This window comes from Chloracidobacterium sp. D (assembly GCF_018304685.1).
GTDB lineage: Bacteria > Acidobacteriota > Blastocatellia > Chloracidobacteriales > Chloracidobacteriaceae > Chloracidobacterium > Chloracidobacterium thermophilum.
In genome coordinates, this window is the sequence record NZ_CP072634.1 from 2,294,130 (window position 1) to 2,311,249 (window position 17,120).

At 63.0% G+C, this 17,120-nt stretch carries 14 protein-coding genes; 7 read left to right on the forward strand and 7 right to left on the reverse strand.

Annotated features, from left to right (window positions below; genetic code table 11):
* Positions 1-273 precede the first annotated feature (273 nt).
* On the forward strand, positions 274-1,941 hold the full coding sequence (locus J8C01_RS09715; RefSeq protein ID WP_211421981.1) for a formate--tetrahydrofolate ligase: 1,668 nt from the start codon (positions 274-276) through the stop codon (positions 1,939-1,941).
* Here J8C01_RS09715 and J8C01_RS09720 read toward each other — a convergent pair.
* From J8C01_RS09720 to J8C01_RS09730, 3 genes are all read right to left on the reverse strand, one after another.
* Positions 1,925-2,488, reverse strand: a complete 564-nt coding sequence (locus J8C01_RS09720) for a hypothetical protein (protein WP_211431775.1) — start codon at positions 2,486-2,488, stop codon at positions 1,925-1,927. The two genes, J8C01_RS09715 and J8C01_RS09720, sit on opposite strands and share 17 nt — an antisense overlap.
* Positions 2,433-2,819: a hypothetical protein gene (locus tag J8C01_RS09725; RefSeq protein ID WP_211431776.1), complete on the reverse strand. Its 387-nt coding sequence runs from the start codon at positions 2,817-2,819 to the stop codon at positions 2,433-2,435. The genes J8C01_RS09720 and J8C01_RS09725 overlap by 56 nt, the downstream gene beginning before the upstream one ends.
* Positions 2,820-2,891: 72 nt before the next feature.
* Positions 2,892-4,901: an arginine--tRNA ligase gene (locus J8C01_RS09730; protein WP_211431777.1), complete on the reverse strand. Its 2,010-nt coding sequence runs from the start codon at positions 4,899-4,901 to the stop codon at positions 2,892-2,894.
* A gap of 146 nt (positions 4,902-5,047) precedes the next feature.
* On the opposite strand from J8C01_RS09730, the gene J8C01_RS09735 reads away from it, so the two are divergent.
* The gene (locus tag J8C01_RS09735; protein ID WP_211431778.1) at positions 5,048-5,746 is read left to right on the forward strand and encodes a peptidylprolyl isomerase; all 699 of its coding nucleotides are present in this window, start codon (positions 5,048-5,050) and stop codon (positions 5,744-5,746) included.
* A 22-nt stretch (positions 5,747-5,768) separates the two neighbouring features.
* Here the strand turns inward: J8C01_RS09735 and J8C01_RS09740 are convergent, their stop codons facing one another.
* Entirely contained in the window at positions 5,769-6,128 is a 360-nt protein-coding gene (locus J8C01_RS09740; RefSeq protein WP_211431779.1) for an MGMT family protein, read from the reverse strand.
* Between J8C01_RS09740 and J8C01_RS09745 the strand changes: the two genes are divergently transcribed.
* Entirely contained in the window at positions 6,127-7,182 is a 1,056-nt protein-coding gene (locus J8C01_RS09745; protein ID WP_014100459.1) for a threonine aldolase family protein, read from the forward strand. The two genes, J8C01_RS09740 and J8C01_RS09745, sit on opposite strands and share 2 nt — an antisense overlap.
* A 91-nt stretch (positions 7,183-7,273) precedes the next feature.
* Here J8C01_RS09745 and J8C01_RS09750 read toward each other — a convergent pair whose 3' ends face one another.
* The gene (locus J8C01_RS09750) at positions 7,274-9,376 is read right to left on the reverse strand and encodes an elongation factor G (protein ID WP_211431780.1); all 2,103 of its coding nucleotides are present in this window, start codon (positions 9,374-9,376) and stop codon (positions 7,274-7,276) included.
* A gap of 309 nt (positions 9,377-9,685) precedes the next feature.
* Between J8C01_RS09750 and J8C01_RS09755 the strand changes: the two genes are divergently transcribed.
* Together J8C01_RS09755 and nrdD are read left to right on the forward strand one after the other, a co-directional pair.
* Positions 9,686-11,020: a hypothetical protein gene (locus J8C01_RS09755; protein ID WP_211431781.1), complete on the forward strand. Its 1,335-nt coding sequence runs from the start codon at positions 9,686-9,688 to the stop codon at positions 11,018-11,020.
* Between the two features lie 201 nt (positions 11,021-11,221).
* On the forward strand, positions 11,222-13,309 hold the full coding sequence (nrdD, locus tag J8C01_RS09760; RefSeq protein WP_211431782.1) for an anaerobic ribonucleoside-triphosphate reductase: 2,088 nt from the start codon (positions 11,222-11,224) through the stop codon (positions 13,307-13,309).
* A 68-nt stretch (positions 13,310-13,377) separates the two neighbouring features.
* Here nrdD and J8C01_RS09765 read toward each other — a convergent pair whose 3' ends face one another.
* Positions 13,378-14,145, reverse strand: coding sequence for an anti-sigma factor family protein (locus J8C01_RS09765; RefSeq protein WP_211431783.1), 768 nt, complete (start codon positions 14,143-14,145; stop codon positions 13,378-13,380).
* 7 nt (positions 14,146-14,152) lie between these two features.
* Positions 14,153-14,728, reverse strand: coding sequence for an RNA polymerase sigma factor (locus J8C01_RS09770; protein WP_211431784.1), 576 nt, complete (start codon positions 14,726-14,728; stop codon positions 14,153-14,155).
* 410 nt (positions 14,729-15,138) lie between these two features.
* On the opposite strand from J8C01_RS09770, the gene J8C01_RS09775 reads away from it, so the two are divergent.
* Positions 15,139-15,342, forward strand: coding sequence for a hypothetical protein (locus J8C01_RS09775; RefSeq protein WP_211425785.1), 204 nt, complete (start codon positions 15,139-15,141; stop codon positions 15,340-15,342).
* Between the two features lie 228 nt (positions 15,343-15,570).
* Positions 15,571-17,085, forward strand: a complete 1,515-nt coding sequence (locus J8C01_RS09780) for a leucyl aminopeptidase (protein ID WP_211431785.1) — start codon at positions 15,571-15,573, stop codon at positions 17,083-17,085.
* The last annotated feature ends 35 nt before the right edge of the window (positions 17,086-17,120 follow it).

The window sequence follows — 17,120 nt, forward strand, 5'->3', positions numbered from 1 at the left end:
GGGAATGGTGAATAGAAAACAGGAAACAGAAAAGTGAGAAGCAAGAAATGTAAAACAGATAGTCATCAATTCCTTATTCCTTATTCCTTATTCCTTATTCCTTATTCGCTATCCGCTACTCCCCACTCGCCACTCCCCACTCCCCACTCGCCACTCGCCACTCGCTACTCGCCACTCGCCACTCGCCACTCGCTACTCGCCACTCGCCACTCGCTACTCGCTACTCGCCACTCGCTACTCGCTACCCCCTATTCTCCACTTCGGGAAAATTCCATGTCTGACCTTGCCATTGCACGCTCTGTCAAACTGCAACCGATTGCCGCCATTGCCGAACGTCTCGGTGTGGCCGCCGACCAACTGGAACCATACGGGCGGTATGCCGCCAAACTGCCACTTGCCTTCAGTGCGCCGGAGAGTTCCCGACAAGGCAAACTCATCCTTGTTTCCGCCATGACACCAACCCCGGCCGGAGAAGGAAAAACCACGGTCACAATTGGTCTGACCGATGCCCTCAACCGGATCGGGCGGCAGGCCGTTGCTGTCCTGCGGGAACCTTCCCTTGGGCCGGTGTTCGGCCTCAAGGGCGGCGCCACCGGCGGCGGACGGTCGCAGGTAGCGCCTATGGACATGATCAACCTGCACTTCACGGGTGATTTTGCCGCCGTGACCGCCGCCCACAACCTGCTGGCCGCCATCGTGGACAACGCGCTCCACCAGCGGCGAAACCCCGGCGGAATTGATCTCACCAGTGTGCGCTGGAAGCGCGTTCTCGATACCAACGACCGGGCGCTGCGTCAGATCATCGTCGGCCTCGGCGGCCGCGCCAACGGCCTGCCCCGTGAGGCCGGTTTTGACATCACGGCGGCTTCGGAAGTCATGGCCGCCATGTGTCTGTGCGATTCGCTGCACCACCTGAAGGAAAAACTCGGCGGCATCTTCGTCGCCCTCACCCACGACAAACAGCCTCTGTATGCCCGCGACTTCAAAGCCAACGGCGCCATGGCCGCCCTGCTGAAGGACGCCATCAAGCCCAATCTCGTGCAGACGCTCGAAGGCAGTCCCGCCATCATTCACCTGGGGCCGTTCGCCAACATTGCGCAGGGGACAAACTCGATCATTGCGACCCGCACCGGACTGCACCTGAGCGAATACGTCGTCACCGAAGCCGGATTCGGCTTCGATCTGGGTGGCGAGAAGTTTCTGCACATCAAATGCCGAACCGCCGGCCTGTCGCCGGCCGTGGTGGTTGTGGTGGCTACGGTGCGGGGCTTGAAATACCAGGGCGGCGCTGCGCTCGAAACCCTGTCCACCCCGGATATGGCAGCCCTGGAACGGGGTTTTGGCAACCTTGAAAAGCACCTGGAAAACGTCCGTCAGTTCGGACTTGAACCCGTCGTGGCCATCAACCGCTTCACCAGTGATACCGCCGAAGAAATGGCGTGGATTCAGGCGCGCTGCGCGGCACTGCACGTGGCGGCAGCCGTGTCCGAAACCTGGGCCCACGGTGGGGCCGGAGCCGAAGCCCTCGCCCACGAAGTCCTGGCTGCGGTCGGGCGTTCCACGTCGTCGTGGCAGCCGCTCTACGACCTGACGGACTCCATCGAGCGCAAAATCGAGACGGTGGCCACGCGAGTCTATGGTGCCGGCGAAGTGCAGTGGTTCCCCAGGGCCCGGCGCGATCTCCGCCTGATTGCCGAACTGGGACTGGAGCAGCTTCCGGTGTGCATCGCCAAAACCCAGAAGTCGTTTTCCGACGACCCAACCCAACTCGGACGCCCCACCGGCTTTACGCTGACCATTCGTGAAATCGAAATTGCCGCCGGCGCTGGTTTTGTCATTCCAATTGCCGGCGACCTGGTGCGCATGCCGGGACTGCCGGCTGTCCCGGCTTCCGAGCGGATTGACATTGACGCCGAAGGAAACATCATCGGTCTGTCGTAGGGCTGCCGGTTTCGGGCAGCCACAGCAGCCCTTTGCGCAGGACGGTGATCTGTCCCGGCTGGAGACCGATTTCAAACGGGTCACAGGCGGCGGCCGTCTCCAGGCAGCGGGTACACAGGGCGTTCAACTGCCGGCGGACATCCGCCTCGATGTGAAGCAGCGTTTCGTGCAGGTCCGGGTCGCTCACCACGCTGTTGAGCGGCTGGTTGTCTTCGGCCGCCACGATGAGACGCTCCCCACTCGAAAAGAGCGCTTCAAGACGGGTAATGGACGAAAAAAATTCCTGCCGCCGCTCGGTCAGGATTTCATTGAGCTTGGCTTCCGGCAGGTTCTGCCCAAGGCCCTTGCGCTCGGCGGCAGACTGCACCTGCATGAGCTTCAGGTTGACGCGCGCCGTGAGTGCCGCCAGCTCGTCCTCGATGGTTTCGGCCGCCGATTCCGCCAGCCGTTGGACGAAGCTTTCGCGGCTCTCCCCAACTTCGGAAAACGCATCAAACTGCTGATTGAACCACAGGCGCAGCTTCTCCCGCCGTGAAAGCCGCGCCACCAGACTCCTCGACGTGGCGCGTCAGCGCCGTCTGTGTAAGCAGGTAGCCTTGTTGCCGGTGGGGCAGATCGCGTGGCGGAGACTTCCACAACTGGTTGACCTGCACCGTGGACGGCTCGCGTGGGGGCGCATCCCAGTCCGGCTCGCCTTCCCCCCGTGGCACCCAGGCCAGAAACAGGCGCTCATCCGTATGCTTGAGCCGCGCCCGCAGGCTGTGAAACTTCAGGCTGCACTCCGCAAACCACGCCGGCCGGTAAGCCTGTGCGGTGTCCGGCACATCCGCCAGCCAGTATTGCGGCACGTCGAGCGTCGGTGGTGGTGAAGTCGTCATGGCAGCCAACCTCGCAGGGACACAAAGGAAAAGCTGACCGTAGGGGGACACGGCCCGGGCAGCTACATACGCTTACATGCGCTCTGGAGCGTCAATCCCAAGGACATCCAGCGCCGCCCGCAGGCGGCTTTCCACCAGGCTGACCAGCGCCAGCAGAAATGCCCGCCGAACCTCATCCGGTTCATGCCGGATGTTGTGCCGGTTGTAAAACCCGCTGAATGCCTGGGCGAGTTGGAAAGCATACTTGGCGACGACAGAAGGTTCCAGCGTTTCACTGGCTTCCACGAGCACGGTGTCATAGCGCAGCACCAACCCGATGAGCGTCCAGAACTCATTGGCGGTTTTCCCTTCGTCCCGCAGCCAGGCTTCGAGCTGTGTGTGGTTCCCGGCAAGCACGGCCGCCGGGTTGGGGCAATCCAGACCGGCCTCGCGCAGCTTGCGGCGGATGCCGGCCACGCGCACCAGGGAATAGAGCAGATACACCCCTGTTTCGCCCTGCTCGGCCATGGCGTCGGCAAAATCGAAGGCAATGAGTGTCGTCCGGGCAAATTTGAGCAAAAAGTAGCGTACCGCCGCCACGGCGATTTTATGGGCAATGGCACGCTGTTCGGCTTCGGGCAGCGTGGGCTGGTGCGCCTGGACGTGCGCCAGGGCCTTGCTTTCCAGCCGGTCCAGCAGGTCATCGGCTTTGACGCCCAGCCCCTTGCGTCCGCTCATGGAAATGAACGGGCGCTGACGGTCAGCTTCGGACAGCTCGAAACCCAGCTCCAAGCAGCTTGCCGGCGTCAGCGCCACCTTCTCGTAGGCGACATGGGCGCTGGCGGCCACGGCGTCCCGCAGGGCATCCGGGGCCAACGACAGGACACCCCGTTTGACAAACTCCTGCGCATAGCTCTGCCCCACATCAATGACGTTCAGATAAGCTGCGCCGCGCCCAAACGCCGGCGGCGGAGAAGCATCATCCGCTTCGGCGGCCGTTCCCATCCACACGGTATGGCCGTCGGCGTAGCGGTGAAACGCCCGGTAGTGGAAATCCCGCTCCAGAATGCCCAGTTTCCACAGGTGATAGGCAATGTCCTTGCCGGTGTAGTTGACCGTGCCGTTTGAGCGCACAAGTATCTTGTCGGCGTCGTGTTCGTCGTCGGTCGTGGCCGCTTCCTGCCCGGCCCGCATCACCCAGCAGCCAGCGCGCCGCCCTTCGGCTTCATAGACAATCGCCCCGGCCGCCTTGAGGCGCTCAAACGCCTCGGCCCAGAAATCAAGCCGCAAAATGGCGCTTTCACAGGGAAGTACGTCGTAGCGGATGCCCAGCCGTTCCATCGTGGCCAGATGACAGTGCACGATGCGTTCGGCAATATGGGCACCCAAGGCGGCCAGTTCCCCTTCGTGGCGTTCAATGGCGTGGAGTGTCTCCGTCCGCCAGCGCAGGCGCGACTCATCTTCGGCATACCACGCACCGACGCGGGCATAAAGGTCCCAGCAGTAGTCATCGAACTTCCCATCAATGGCCGCCACCTCGCACAGTGACCTGCCTTCAATGTGCACGAACCCCACCACCACATCGGCCACCTGAACCCCGGTGTCGTCAATGTAGTTGTGGACTTCAACCGTCTCGCCGGTCGCGCGCAGAAGGCGCACCAGGGCATCGCCCAGCACGGCATTGCGCAGGTGGCCGATGTGGGCGGCTTTGTTCGGGTTGACGCTTGTGTGCTCGACGATGACCTTTCCCCTGAAACGTGGCGCATGCACGCCGGGCGGGGCATTGAGCGCCCGCAGCAGGGTTTCGGCGCGGTTCAGAAACAGGTTGATATAGCCGGCGCCGGCAACTTCGATCCGCTCGAAATCGGGCAGCACCGTCCGCAACCCATCGGCCAGTGTCTGGGCGATGTCACGTGGTGCGTGTTTTTCGCCGGTGATAGCCTTGCGGCGTTTGGCTACCTCGAAAGCGACCGGCGTTGCCAGATCGCCCAGGGTCACGTTGGGGGGAAATTCGACGGCAACATCCGGCAGGACAACGCCAAACTGTCGCTCAACCAGAGTTTTGACCGCCTGGCGAACGGTTTCTCGCAACGGGTGTAACATAACGCCATGTTTAGCATGAAATACGGCCGGGCAGTACGGGCGTTTGTCCTCCGACCTTCCCGGCTGTGCTATCTTCAGCCGCAACAACCTTCACAAAATGCAGCATCAGGCACGATTCACGGCAGTGTGCAGGGAGGATGCCAGCCATGGTGTGGCGAGTCGCAGGATGGATGTTGATTCTTGGCAGCCTGTTGGTGTTTGGCGCGCAGGCCGTCGCGCAGCAGCGGCGTCCGGCGGCGCGTCCGGCACCCACACGCCCGACCGTTCCCCCTGAGCCGGCTGCCCCGAAACCCAGCCGGGCCGAAAAGCTCTCCGTCGAAGAACTCAAACAGGTACGCGCCGTCATCGAATCTTCAGCCGGCAATATCGTCCTGGAGTTTTTCCCCGAAGTCGCCCCCAACCACGTGCGCAACTTCCTGCGCCTTGCGGAACAGGGCTTTTACGACCGTACGGAATTCAACCGCATTGCCAAGGATTTCGTCATTCAGGGCGGCGACCCGGCCAGGTGGCCGGCTGACAGCCCCAACCGCCGTCTGCGCTTTGACACTTCACCGCTCAAGGCGGAATTCAACGAAACGCCCCACGACAAGGGCATTCTCTCCATGGCGCACGGCAGCAACCCCGACAGCGCCACGACCCACTACTTCATCTGCCTGCGGCGGCTGGAGTCGCTCGATGGCAAGTACACGGTCTTTGGGCGGGTCATCGAAGGTCTCGATGTCGTGGACAAAATTGCCGAGACCCCCATCGAGCCGGGCACGGCCGACAAACCTGCCGAGCGGGTTGAAGTGCGCACAATTCGGGTCATCTATCCGTCAACCGTGACCAACGCCGCCAAACCGTAACCAAAGCTTTGTCGGGCTTCCGTCAGACCTCCGGCTGCCAGCCATACTCGGCCAGATCAAGCGTCCCGTCAGCGCGGAACACGACGCCTTCGCCTTCCAGCCGCGCCCGTTGCTCTGCGGCGAGATGAAGCGATAGCCTGCCCGTGCTGATGCCGCCACGGGCATTGACCACCCGGTGCCAGGGCAGCCCGTCTGCCTGCCGGATACTCGCCCGCAGCGCCCAGCCGACGCCCTGCGCCGAAAGACGTTCCCCGATGAGACGTGAAATCTGCCCGTAGGTCATGACGCGCCCCGGCGGAATCCGGCGCACCCAGGCATAGACGGCCGCAAAAGGCGGCAGTTCATCGTTTTCATCTTCATTCGTACAGGAATCCGGTTTCATGACGCTTGATGACGCACCTGTTGACTTACGCAGCGACACCGTGACGCAGCCTTCGCCAGCCATGCGCGAAGCCATGTACCGGGCAGCGGTTGGCGATGATGTTTATCTTGAAGACCCCACCGTAAACGCATTGCAGGAGCGCGCGGCTGCGCTGCTTGGCTTTGAGGCGGCGCTCTTTGTCCCAACCGGCACCATGGGTAACCAGATTTGCCTCCGCCTGCACGCACCACCGGGCAGCGAAATCATTGTCGAGGCGCGCGCCCACATTTACGAGTGGGAACTGGGTGCGCCAGCAGCGCTTTCCGGGCTGACGCCCCGGCTCGTACCGAGCGAACGGGGACTGCCAACCTGGGAAGCCATTGCCGCCGCCATCCAGCCCAGAGTGTACTACCGTACCCGGACGGCGCTTCTCTGCCTTGAAAACACCCACAACATGCACGGCGGAACCGTTGCCCCGCCCGCTGCCGTCGCCCGCATTCTACAGGAAGCGGCTGCGTGCGGCCTGCCTGTCCACCTTGACGGGGCGCGACTGTTCAATGCCGCCGTGGCCTGTGGGCTTCGGGTCGCTGAACTGGCACAGGGCTTTTCGAGCGTCATGATTTGCCTTTCCAAGGGTTTGGGCGCACCGGTCGGCTCGCTTGTTTTCGGCACGCGCGATTTCATCGAACGGGCGCGCACGGTTCGCAAGATGCTTGGCGGCGGCATGCGGCAGGCCGGCGTTCTGGCGGCGGCCGGACTCGTTGCCCTCGAAGAAGGCCCGGCCCATCTGGCTGACGACCACGCCAACGCCCGCTGGTTGGCTGCTGAGCTGGCACAACTGCCAGGGCTGGACGTGGACCTGACCCGCGTCGAAACCAACATCGTCATGTGCGACGTGACGCCAACCGGGATGACCGCCTCCGACTTCTGCGCCGGACTGAAAAGCTGCGGCGTTCTGGCCGGGCCGGCCGGGCCGTACACCGTTCGCTTTGTGACGCACCGTGACGCGCCCCGCAGCGCCTGCCAGCGCGCCGTCGAGGCCATTGCCGGATTTCTGAAAAACCGGCTTTCCTGAAAGCTCTCAAACGTCACGAGCCGCGCCAAAAAACTTGGCCGGAAGGGCAACCCTTCCGGCCACAGGCAAGGCTCTGCGGGAGCCATCAGGTTCAGACTTCTTCCAGCGCCCGGACGCGCCCGGCTGCCTGTGCTTCCGCCACGACCCGCTGCGTCACCTGCGGTGGTGCTTCGTCGTAGTGGGCAAAACGCATCGTGTAGCTGCCACGCCCACTCGTCAGCGAGTTGAGCGCCGTGGCGTAGGTCAGCATTTCACCCAGTGGCACGTGGGCTTCGACAATCTGCCGGTTTCCCTTGGCGTTGATGCCCAGGATGCGGCCGCGACGGGTGGAGAGATCGCTCATGGCGTCGCCGGCAAACTCGTTGGGTACGCTCACAACCACGTGCATGATTGGTTCAAGCAGCACCAGCTTGACCTTTTCCATTGCAGCGCGGAAGGCTTTGCGTCCGGCCAGCTTGAAGGAAAGCTCATCTGAGTCAACCGTGTGGTAGGAGCCATCCACCAGTTCGACCTGGAAATCCACTACGGGATAGCCCGCCAGCGCTCCGTGTTCAGCCGCTTCCAGAATTCCCTTTTCGACCGCCGGGCGGAACTGCTGCGGAATGACGCCGCCGACGATTTTATCCACGAAACGGAAGCCTGCACCGTGGGGCAGCGCTTCAAAGATGCACTTGCAGTCGCCAAACTGACCGCGTCCGCCGGTTTGTTTCTTGTGCCGGGCGTGAACTTCGACCCGCCCCTTGAAGGTTTCCAGATAAGGCACTTTGGGAGCATGGATGGCAACTTCCACTCCGTAACGCACCTTGAGACGTTCGACGGTCAGCTCAATGTGCTGCTGGTTTGTTCCTGAAAGGATGAATTCCCTGGTTTGCGGGTCACGTGCATAACGCAGCGTGCCGTCCTGTTCGAGGATGCGCAGCATGGCGCCGGAGAGCTTGTCTTCATCGGCGCGCGATTTCGGTTCGATGGCAAAGGAAATGGCCGGTTCCGGCATGGTCACGGGAGCAAACCGCACCGGGGCTGCCTTGTCGCACAGGGTGTCCCCCGTGTGTGTGTCCTTGAGTTTGGTCAGGGCGACGATGTCGCCGGCGTGGGCTTCCGTCAGTTTGTCGAGTTGCCGCCCCTGGAGTGTGTAAAGGGCCGCAACCTTTTCCAGTGCACCCCGGCTGCCGTTCAACACGAGGGAGTCCGGGCGCAGGATGCCGGAAACGATTTTACAGAGCGAGATTCGATTGAACTGCTCATCGAGCGTTTTGAAGACATAGCCGGCAAATGGCTCATCGTCAGTCACATGACGCGGCGACACGAGGTTGTCGTCGAGCGGCGACATCCCCAGCCAGCCGCCGACGTGCGCCGGGTCAGGGGCAATTGACACCAAGGCATCGAGCAGTTGCGGGATGCCGATGTTGAGCGTCGCCGAGCCGAGGAAGACCGGCGTCAGGGATTGGGAGCGGATAGCAGCCGGCAATCCGGCCAGCACCTGCTCGTCCGTCAACGTGCCCTGCTCGAAGAAGGTTTCCAGCAGGCGGTCGTCGCTTTCGGCCACCCGCTCGATGAGGGCTTCCCGCGCCTTGGCCACGGCAGTCTGCAGGTTGGCCGGCACATCGGCTTCGACAAAGGCCCCGCTGCCGTCCGTCTGGTAGAGAAACGCCCGCTGGCGGACGACATCCACAAGACCGCGAAACTGCTTCTCAATGCCGATAGGAATCTGGAGCAGCACCGGCCGCAAATCACACTGCCCGGTCAGCGCCTGCAGGCAGGACTCCACATCGGTTTGCTCCTTGTCGAGTTTGTTGATGAAGACGAAACAGGGAAGATTGAATTCAGCCGCGTACTGCCGGACGGTTTCCGTTCCGATTTCGACGCCGTTGTGCGCGTCGAGGACAATGAGCGCCGTTTCGGCCGCGCGCAGGGCCAGGCGGCTGTCGAGAATGAAGGCCGTTGCCCCCGGAGTGTCGAGAAGATTGAGCTTGTGGTCGCGCCAGACGCCGTGCGCGACACTGGTCTGCGTCGAAAGTTGGTGCGCAATGGCAATTTCATCAAAGTCCGTCAGGGCCGTTCCATCCGCGACTTTGCCAAGGCGGGGCGTCGCCCCCATGGCGTAGAGCATCGCCGCAACAAGTGAAGTCTTGCCGGCGTGACCATGACCAACGAGGGCGACGTTGCGTAGGTGAGGGGTGGCGAAAACTTTCATGCCGCAAAAACTCCTTTCCAGTCTGAGGGTTGTTCGGGGAGTGCGCCCATCGTTGGCGTGGTGGTGCAGCGATGACGCACTGCTGGAATCGAGCGATGACCACGGCATGCCACCAGGTGAAGACAGGTGGCGGAAAGCGTAGGTGTTAAAACTTACTTTGCGGAGGCGCCCGCAGGCAAAACTTTTCGGGCCAACTTTTATCTGCTGCCCACTTTGACCTACCATCGCGCGACGCCCCCGGCGAAACGGGCGGCTGTCTCACTTCACGCACCGCGCATCAGGGGGAACATCACCATGTCAGCAGGTTTCATGCCACGTTGGGTTGGCCGGGCAGTCAGTCTCTGGCTTCTGTTGCTTCTCATTCCGCTGGTGCCGGCCCAGCAACGCGCCGTACCGCCCAAGGTGGCCAGGGCCCTGGCGGAGACGCGGACCATCCTGCGGGATGTGTCACGGCTGCGGGAGCTGCCCATCAAGCGTCCGGTGCAGTCGGGCTACCGCTCCCGCAAGGAAGTCGAGCGAGTGGTCATCCAGGACCTCGATGCCTCGCAAACGCCTGAAGAGTTTGCCAACCAGGCCAAAATGCTCGTCGCACTGGGGCTGATTCCCAAAGACTATGCGCTGCGCGATGAGCTGATCCGCGTCCTGACCGAGCAGATTGCCGGGTTTTACCGGCCGAAAACGGGCGAGTTTGTGCTGACCGAGAGCCTGGACGACGACGACCCCGATAGCCAGCGGGTTGCCATCGCCCACGAACTGACGCACGCGCTGCAGGATCAGCACTTTGACCTGCGCCGGTTTGAAAAACCGACCCAGGGGAACAGCGACCGCGACCTCGCCATCCACTCACTCATCGAAGGGGATGCGACCGTGACCATGATCGCCTATGCCCTGGACGGCCGGATGGACATCCAGAAACTCCCGGTTTCGATTGGCACCCTGCTGGAAAACTTCGGCGTCATAGATAACGACCCCCGGAAATCCCCGGCCCTGACGGCAGCGCCAAAAGCCATCCGGCTGTCCCTGCTCTTCCCCTATGCCAGTGGGGCGGATTTCGTCCAGGCGCTGTTGCGCAAAGGTGGCTGGACGCAGGTTTCACAGGCGTTTACCGACCTGCCGGAAAGCACAGAGCAGGTCCTGCACCCGGAAAAATACCTTGCCCGCGAACGCCCGGTCGCCATTGCCCGGCCCGACCTGGCGGCACTGCTGGGCCCCGGTTGGCAACGGCTGACCGACGATGTGCAGGGTGAGTTTGGCTACCGGCTGATTCTGGGCGAATTTCTCGATGAAAAGCAGGCCCGCCGGGCCGCCCAGGGGTGGGGCGGCGACCGCTCAACGCTCTACGAACACCGTCCGACCGGCCAACTCTGCCTCGTACAAGTCACCCGCTGGGACAACCCCGCCAGCAGCCAGGCCTTTTTTGAGGCTTACGGGGCGCGGACGGCCCGCCGTTTTCCCGAACGGCGCTTTGACCATGCACCGGCCGAACGCTCGACATCAGACGTGGTGACGGGCGAGGGGGTACACATTGAGCGGCGGGGCGTGGATGTCTTCATCCTGGAAGGCCTGCCGCCGACGGCCGACCTTCCGGCCATACTCAAGCATCTGGCTGGCACGCTGCCGGGCACTTCCGGCAAACCGTTGTGAGTTCAGGCCGGGGCATCGGTTTTTGAGCTGACCGGAGCAATGTGTTACTTTTCCAGTGTTTGGCCGGACTGTCGGCGGGCCGTTCGGGCGTTGGCAACCAGGACGGCCGCCACGCACACCGCCAGTTCATTCACACGGCCAGGCTTGACACCCCGTGGCATCGCGCACGAAGACCGTTCTGCCAGCGCAGGAGAGAGCCGCATGAACGAGCCATCGCCTGTCGAGTCGTTGTCTGAACCGCCGGACGCCACGACGGCACAGGTCGTCGTTCGTCGTTCAGACGACAGCGTCGCCGGCTTTGACGCACGGCGCATCGTGGAGTCACTGCGCCGCGAGACCGGACTTCGCCCCGAACTTGCCCAGCGCATTGCTCAAGACATCGAAGCCATCATCCAGCAATCGGCGCTGCGCCGGGTGACTTCCTCGCTGCTCCGCACGCTCGTGGATGCCAAGCTCATCGAATATGGTCTTGATGCCGAATACCGCGCCTATTCCCGCCTGGGGCTGCCGTTGTCCGACATTGACCGTCTCATCAAGCAAGGTGGTTCGCCGGCGTCTCTGCTGCCGCTCACCCCGGAAGGCACGGGGCTTGAAATTGCCGCCGCCATCAAACGCGAATACGCCCTGCTCGCTGTCTTTTCGGCGCCGATTGCCGAGGCACACCTGGTAGGGGACATCTTTATTCAGGATTTGGGGGCGATTGACCGCCCGTACGCCATCATGCAGTCGCCGGATGTCGTCAAACGCCACGGCTTTGCCCTGCCCAACCGCTTTGCGGCTTCCCGTCCGGCCCGGCATCCCGAAGTGCTCGTAGCACACCTGGTGAAGTCGGCGGCGGCGCTTCAGGGCTATGTCAATGGCGCGGTCGAATGGGATGCCGTCAACTTCAGTCTGGCACCCTACCTCGCAGACCTTGGCGAGCGTGAACTGCTCCAGGTGGCGGAAGCCCTGATGTTTGAGCTGTCGGCCCCGGCCGTTGGGCGGGGTGGGATCACCCCAACGTGCGTCATCCACCTTGACTGGCACGCGCCGGCCTACCTGGCCCGGCAGCCGGCGATTGGTCCGGGCGGCGACCTGACCGGAAAAACCTATCAGGACTACACCCCAACGGCGCGGCGCTTTCTCCGGGCGCTCTTTGCGGCCTACCGGGACGGCGATGGACAGAAGCTTCCCCTTTCCGGGCTGCGTCTGGTTCAGCACGTCACGCCGGAAGACGATGATGCGGAATGGCAGGCCCTGGTGACAGAAGCCTGCCGGGCCGTACTTGAACGGGGCAACGTCTGGTTTGTCTTTGACCACACCCCGGAGCAGGCCTTTCTGCATCGGTTTGGCCTGCCGTACGCAACGGTTTTTGCCGACACGACCACAGATGAATGGTGCACGGCTGCCTTTCAGGCCATAGCGATCAACCTGCCCCGTGCCGCCTACCGCGCCTCCCCCGGCAAAACTGCCGAGATATTTGAGGAACTGACGCGGCTGATGGACATTGCCGCGCAGGCTCACCTGGAAAAGCGGGTGTTTCTGGAAAAACTTCTGGCCCGGGGCGAGGATGGGCCACTGGCCCTGCTGACGGCGCGCCGGGGCGGGCGTCCGTTTCTGCGATTGCACCGCACGACACACCGCCTCTGCCCGGTCGGGCTGGACGATCTGGCGCAGGCCGTCACAGGCTACCGGCTGCACGAGTCTTCCGTCGCACGCGACTTCGGTGCCCAGGTCATCGCCCACCTGACGGCCGAGGCGATTCGCCTCACCTCCCGGCACAAAACCCACTTCACGCTGGCCGAATCCCACACGGAAGGCATGACGGAACGCTTTGCCCACATGGACGCGCGGTTTTTTCCCAAAACGATTGCCGAGGGCTATTCGCCGGCGGATTTGGACAACGAAGGGAACTACGTCAACGGCGCGAAGCTGTCACCGTCCGTCGCTCTTCCGCCCCGCCAGCGCGCCCAGTGGGAGGGGCAGATTCAGCGCGGCAGCCTGCTCAACGCCACCACGGATGTCTGGCTTGGCGATGAACTGCCAACGCCGGAGCAGCTTGCCCAACTCGTGGCCGACCTGCGTACCGACGGGCTGGCGACGGGGCTGATGGTGTCACCCGAATTCACCCTGTGCCGGAGCTGCGGTCATGTCGCCGTTGGAAGCCATGGGAACTGTCCGTCGTGCGGCTCAAGCCACGTGGAGACGCTGGCCAAGTCCACCAACCGCTACAGTCGTGTTTCGGGCTGGTCGCCCGCCGCGCAAGCCGAACGACGGCAGCGTGCGCGGCTCACACCTGCCGACCTGTGAGCCGTTCGCCGCAGTCCGGCTGAGCCATCCAGTATGGACGGCACGGTGTGGATGGCGGCCGTCTCCAGTTATTCATCCCCACCCTCGGCCACGGGAAAGGTGCTGACCAGATCGAGCAGGTCGGGACTCGACCGCTGCTCGCTTTCCCGAATCCAGGCGGCCAGTTGCAGACGCTGCTCACGATTGAGCTGATTGACAAGTCGCACAAGTTCCGCGCGTTGCTGCTTCAGGCGGGCATCGAGCCGGGCGTTTATCCGGGCTTCCAGCTCGGCGTCGCGCGCCTGTGGCTGGGTCGCCAACGCTTCTGCCACCAGGCGGGTCACGGCCTGTTGGAACGCGGGGTCATCTGCGGCCGGTGAAGTGCCTGTCTGGCGTGGCAGGCTGTCGGGCACGGTTGGCGCGGGGGCTGAAGGACGTGGGGCTTGGGCAAGTTCAGCGCCGTTCAGCCAGCCGGTGGACAGCGATACCCCCTGGGGGCCAACGGTCAGCCGCAGGTTGGCCAGTGACAGTACGAGAACGATGGCTGCCGCCCCGGTAGCCAGTCTGCCCCACATCGGGAGCAGGGCGAAAAACTCCCGCCACGCCTGCCACACCGTCGGACGGATGACGAGCTGTAACCGGGGCGCTACGGCATCCATTTCCCAGCTCTGGAGCGCCGTGCGTACGGTCTGCAAACCTTCGAGTTCAGCCCGGCAGACAGGACAGGTCTGCAGATGGCGCTCGAAGCTGGCTATTTCGGCGGGCGTCGCTTCGCCGTAGAGATACGCCACCAGGTCCGAACTGCGGTCACAGGCCATTGCGGATTTGTCCGTCGCGGGTTTGCGTGGTGTGGTCATGACAGTGCTACTCCTTGCCGGGGGAGAACCCCAATCCTTCCAGTCGCCGGCGCAGCAGGGTCAGCCCCGTGTAAAGCCGGGTCTTGACGGTGCTGACCGGAATGCCGAGCACCTCGGCGATTTCGTGAAACTTCAATCCCTCGTATTCCTTCATCACGATGACCTGCCGCATCTCGGCTGGCAAAGCCGCCAGGGCACGGCGGACGAGTTGCGCCCGTTCATCCCGCAGCAGCCGCTCGTCGAGGGCATTGTCCGTATCCGGCGGATCAAACCCACGGGTTTCAGCCTGCTCCTCCAGCGACAGGCTTTCTGCCGGCTGGCGGCGCTGGCGCGAATGCCACGCATTGAGCGCAATCCGGTAGAGCCAGGACGAAAACTTCGCCTCTCCGCGAAAGGATTTGAGATGGCGGAAGGCGGCCAGGAAGGTCTCCTGACAGACATCGCGGGCTTCTTCGTCCGAACCGCTCAGGCGGTAGGCCAGGCTGAAAATCGGGCGTTCCCAGCGCCGTACCAGCACTTCAAAGGCACGATGTTCACCTTCCAGCGTACGCTCGACCAGTTCCAGGTCTGACGCTTCCACCATAGAGCCGTGTTCTCCCTGCCGGCCACGTTGGTTGGTCATCTCTTGCGCGCCCTTCGCCAGCGCACGACATAAGACGCCGCCGAGGGTCGCAAAGTCGGATTTTCAAGGCTGGATGTTCAAGGACCGGCTTCCCTGCCGGGCGCGCGTCACGGCCGGGCTGCCCCGGACAGCGTGGCAGTTTGGTCGCGGTGACTGCCAGGCATCCGGCCAATTTGCCCCACAGCCCGGACAAACCAGCTCCGCAACCATCCGTAGCGGACAGACAAAGTATTGTTTTTGAATAACTTGGTCAGACAAACCGCCCCTTTCCCGGTATGGCACGCAAGTTGTTCCGGGAACAGTGTGGACAGCCGCCCGACGGGGCGGCATCCACAGTCAAACGCCATTTCACAGGAAGGAAGCGCAACACGATGAAGAAAGCAGCTCTTGCACTGTTCGTTGCCCTCGTCATGGGGGTCACGACCTTCGGCGTCATCGAGACGGCCTATGCCCAGGAACAGCCGACGGCCGGCAGCGGCTCCGGCACCACGAAGACGATGAAGAAGAAACGCCGCCGCCGCCGCAAAAAGAAAGCCGAAACGCCCAGTGGCTTTGTGATGGCCAACCAGTTCTAAACGCATCCGTCCGCAGGTACTGCGGAGGGTTTGCATCTCAACTTCGGGTATGGGAAGGGTGCTTCCCATACCCGTTTTTTTGCGTCATGGCTGCTGTTTCCGGGCATTGCCGTCCGGGGCAGGGGTCCGTGCCGGCCGAGGCAGGGCTTGTTTCTGAGGTCCCGCCAAGTAGTATAGAAGCTCACCACAACCCAGGCATTCCCACACCCCAAGGAGTTCCTTTCCGGCATGAACGTTGACATCTGGACGCGCGACGCGCGTACGTTGGCCACAGATGCGGTGGCCGTTTTTGTGTTCGAGGAAGAAACGCCGGCCAGCCCGGAGCTGATGCCCTTTGACGCGGCTCTCCCAGGGCTGCTGCCCACGGTCTTTGGCATGGAGATGCGCGGCAAGGTCGGGGACATCGTTACCCTGCATGCGACCAGTGGCCTTGAAGCCAAACGCCTGATCCTCGTTGGCGCCGGAGCCAGGGAGAAGTTTGACTACCGGGCGCTTCGCCAGCGCAGCGCGCAGGTTGCCCGGGTTGCAGCCAAAAAAGGCGTCACTTCCCTTGGCATCGTGTTGCGCGACCACCTCGACCCCATGCTGGCAGCCGCGGCCGTCACGGATGGCGTCATCACCGGTCTCTATGACCCGGCCCTGTACCGGAAGCCAAAAGAAGACACCAAGACGATCGCTTCCCTGACTCTGTGCCTGACGCCGGCCATGAGCGCGGCGGAAGCCACGGTTCGCCAGGGCGTGGACCGGGGCATCACGCTGGCCGAGGCCGTCAACTTTGCCCGTACGCTGGCGCAGGAACCCAGCAACAAGCTCACTCCGGCTGAAATGGCCCGGCGGGCGCAAGCCATGGCGGAACGTGAAGGGCTGGAATGCACGATTTTCGGGCGTGACCGTATGGCGGAGATGGGCATGGGGGCGCTGCTGGCCGTCGGACAGGGCAGCGCCCAGGAACCACAACTCATCCGGTTGAGTTACCGTCCGGCCGGAACCAACGGAGACCAGGGGCCGCGCCTCGCCGTCGTCGGCAAGGGTATTACCTTTGACACCGGCGGCATCTGCCTCAAGCCACGGGATGCGATGTGGGAAATGAAGTACGACATGTCGGGCGGGGCGGCCGTCATCGGCGCCATGCAGGCCATTGCCCGCCTCAAGCCGCCGATAGCTGTGGATGGCTACGTTGCTGCTGCCGAAAACATGCCTTCATCCACATCTTACAAGCCCGGCGACGTGCTGCATTCCTACGATGGCAAAACCATCGAGGTCATTGACACGGATGCCGAGGGGCGGCTCGTGCTCTGTGACGCTCTGGCTTACGCCCGCAAGGACGGCGGCGCGACGCACATCCTTGACCTGGCCACCCTGACCGGCGCCGTCATGGTGGCGCTCGGTCAGGAGCGCGCCGGGCTGATGGGCACGGACTCCGCGTTCATCGAAAGTGTCAAGCAGGCGGCGGCGGCGGCCGGTGAAAAGGTCTGGCCGTTGCCCCTGGACGAGGAATACGGCGAGCTGATGAAAAGCGACATTGCCGACATCAAGAACCTGGGCAACCGGTATGCCGGCTCGATTACAGCCGCCTGGTTTCTGCGGGAGTTCGTCGAAGACGTGCCGTGGGTCCATCTGGACATTGCCGGCGTGGCCTGGCTCGATAGCGACAAGCCGGACATGGCAAAAGGACCGACAGGCTTTGGCGTCCGTACCGTTGTGCAACTTGCCGAACAGATGGCCGCCGCGCAGGTGAACTAGAAACAGGGCGCTCTCACGCGACACCCCGTGGTCGT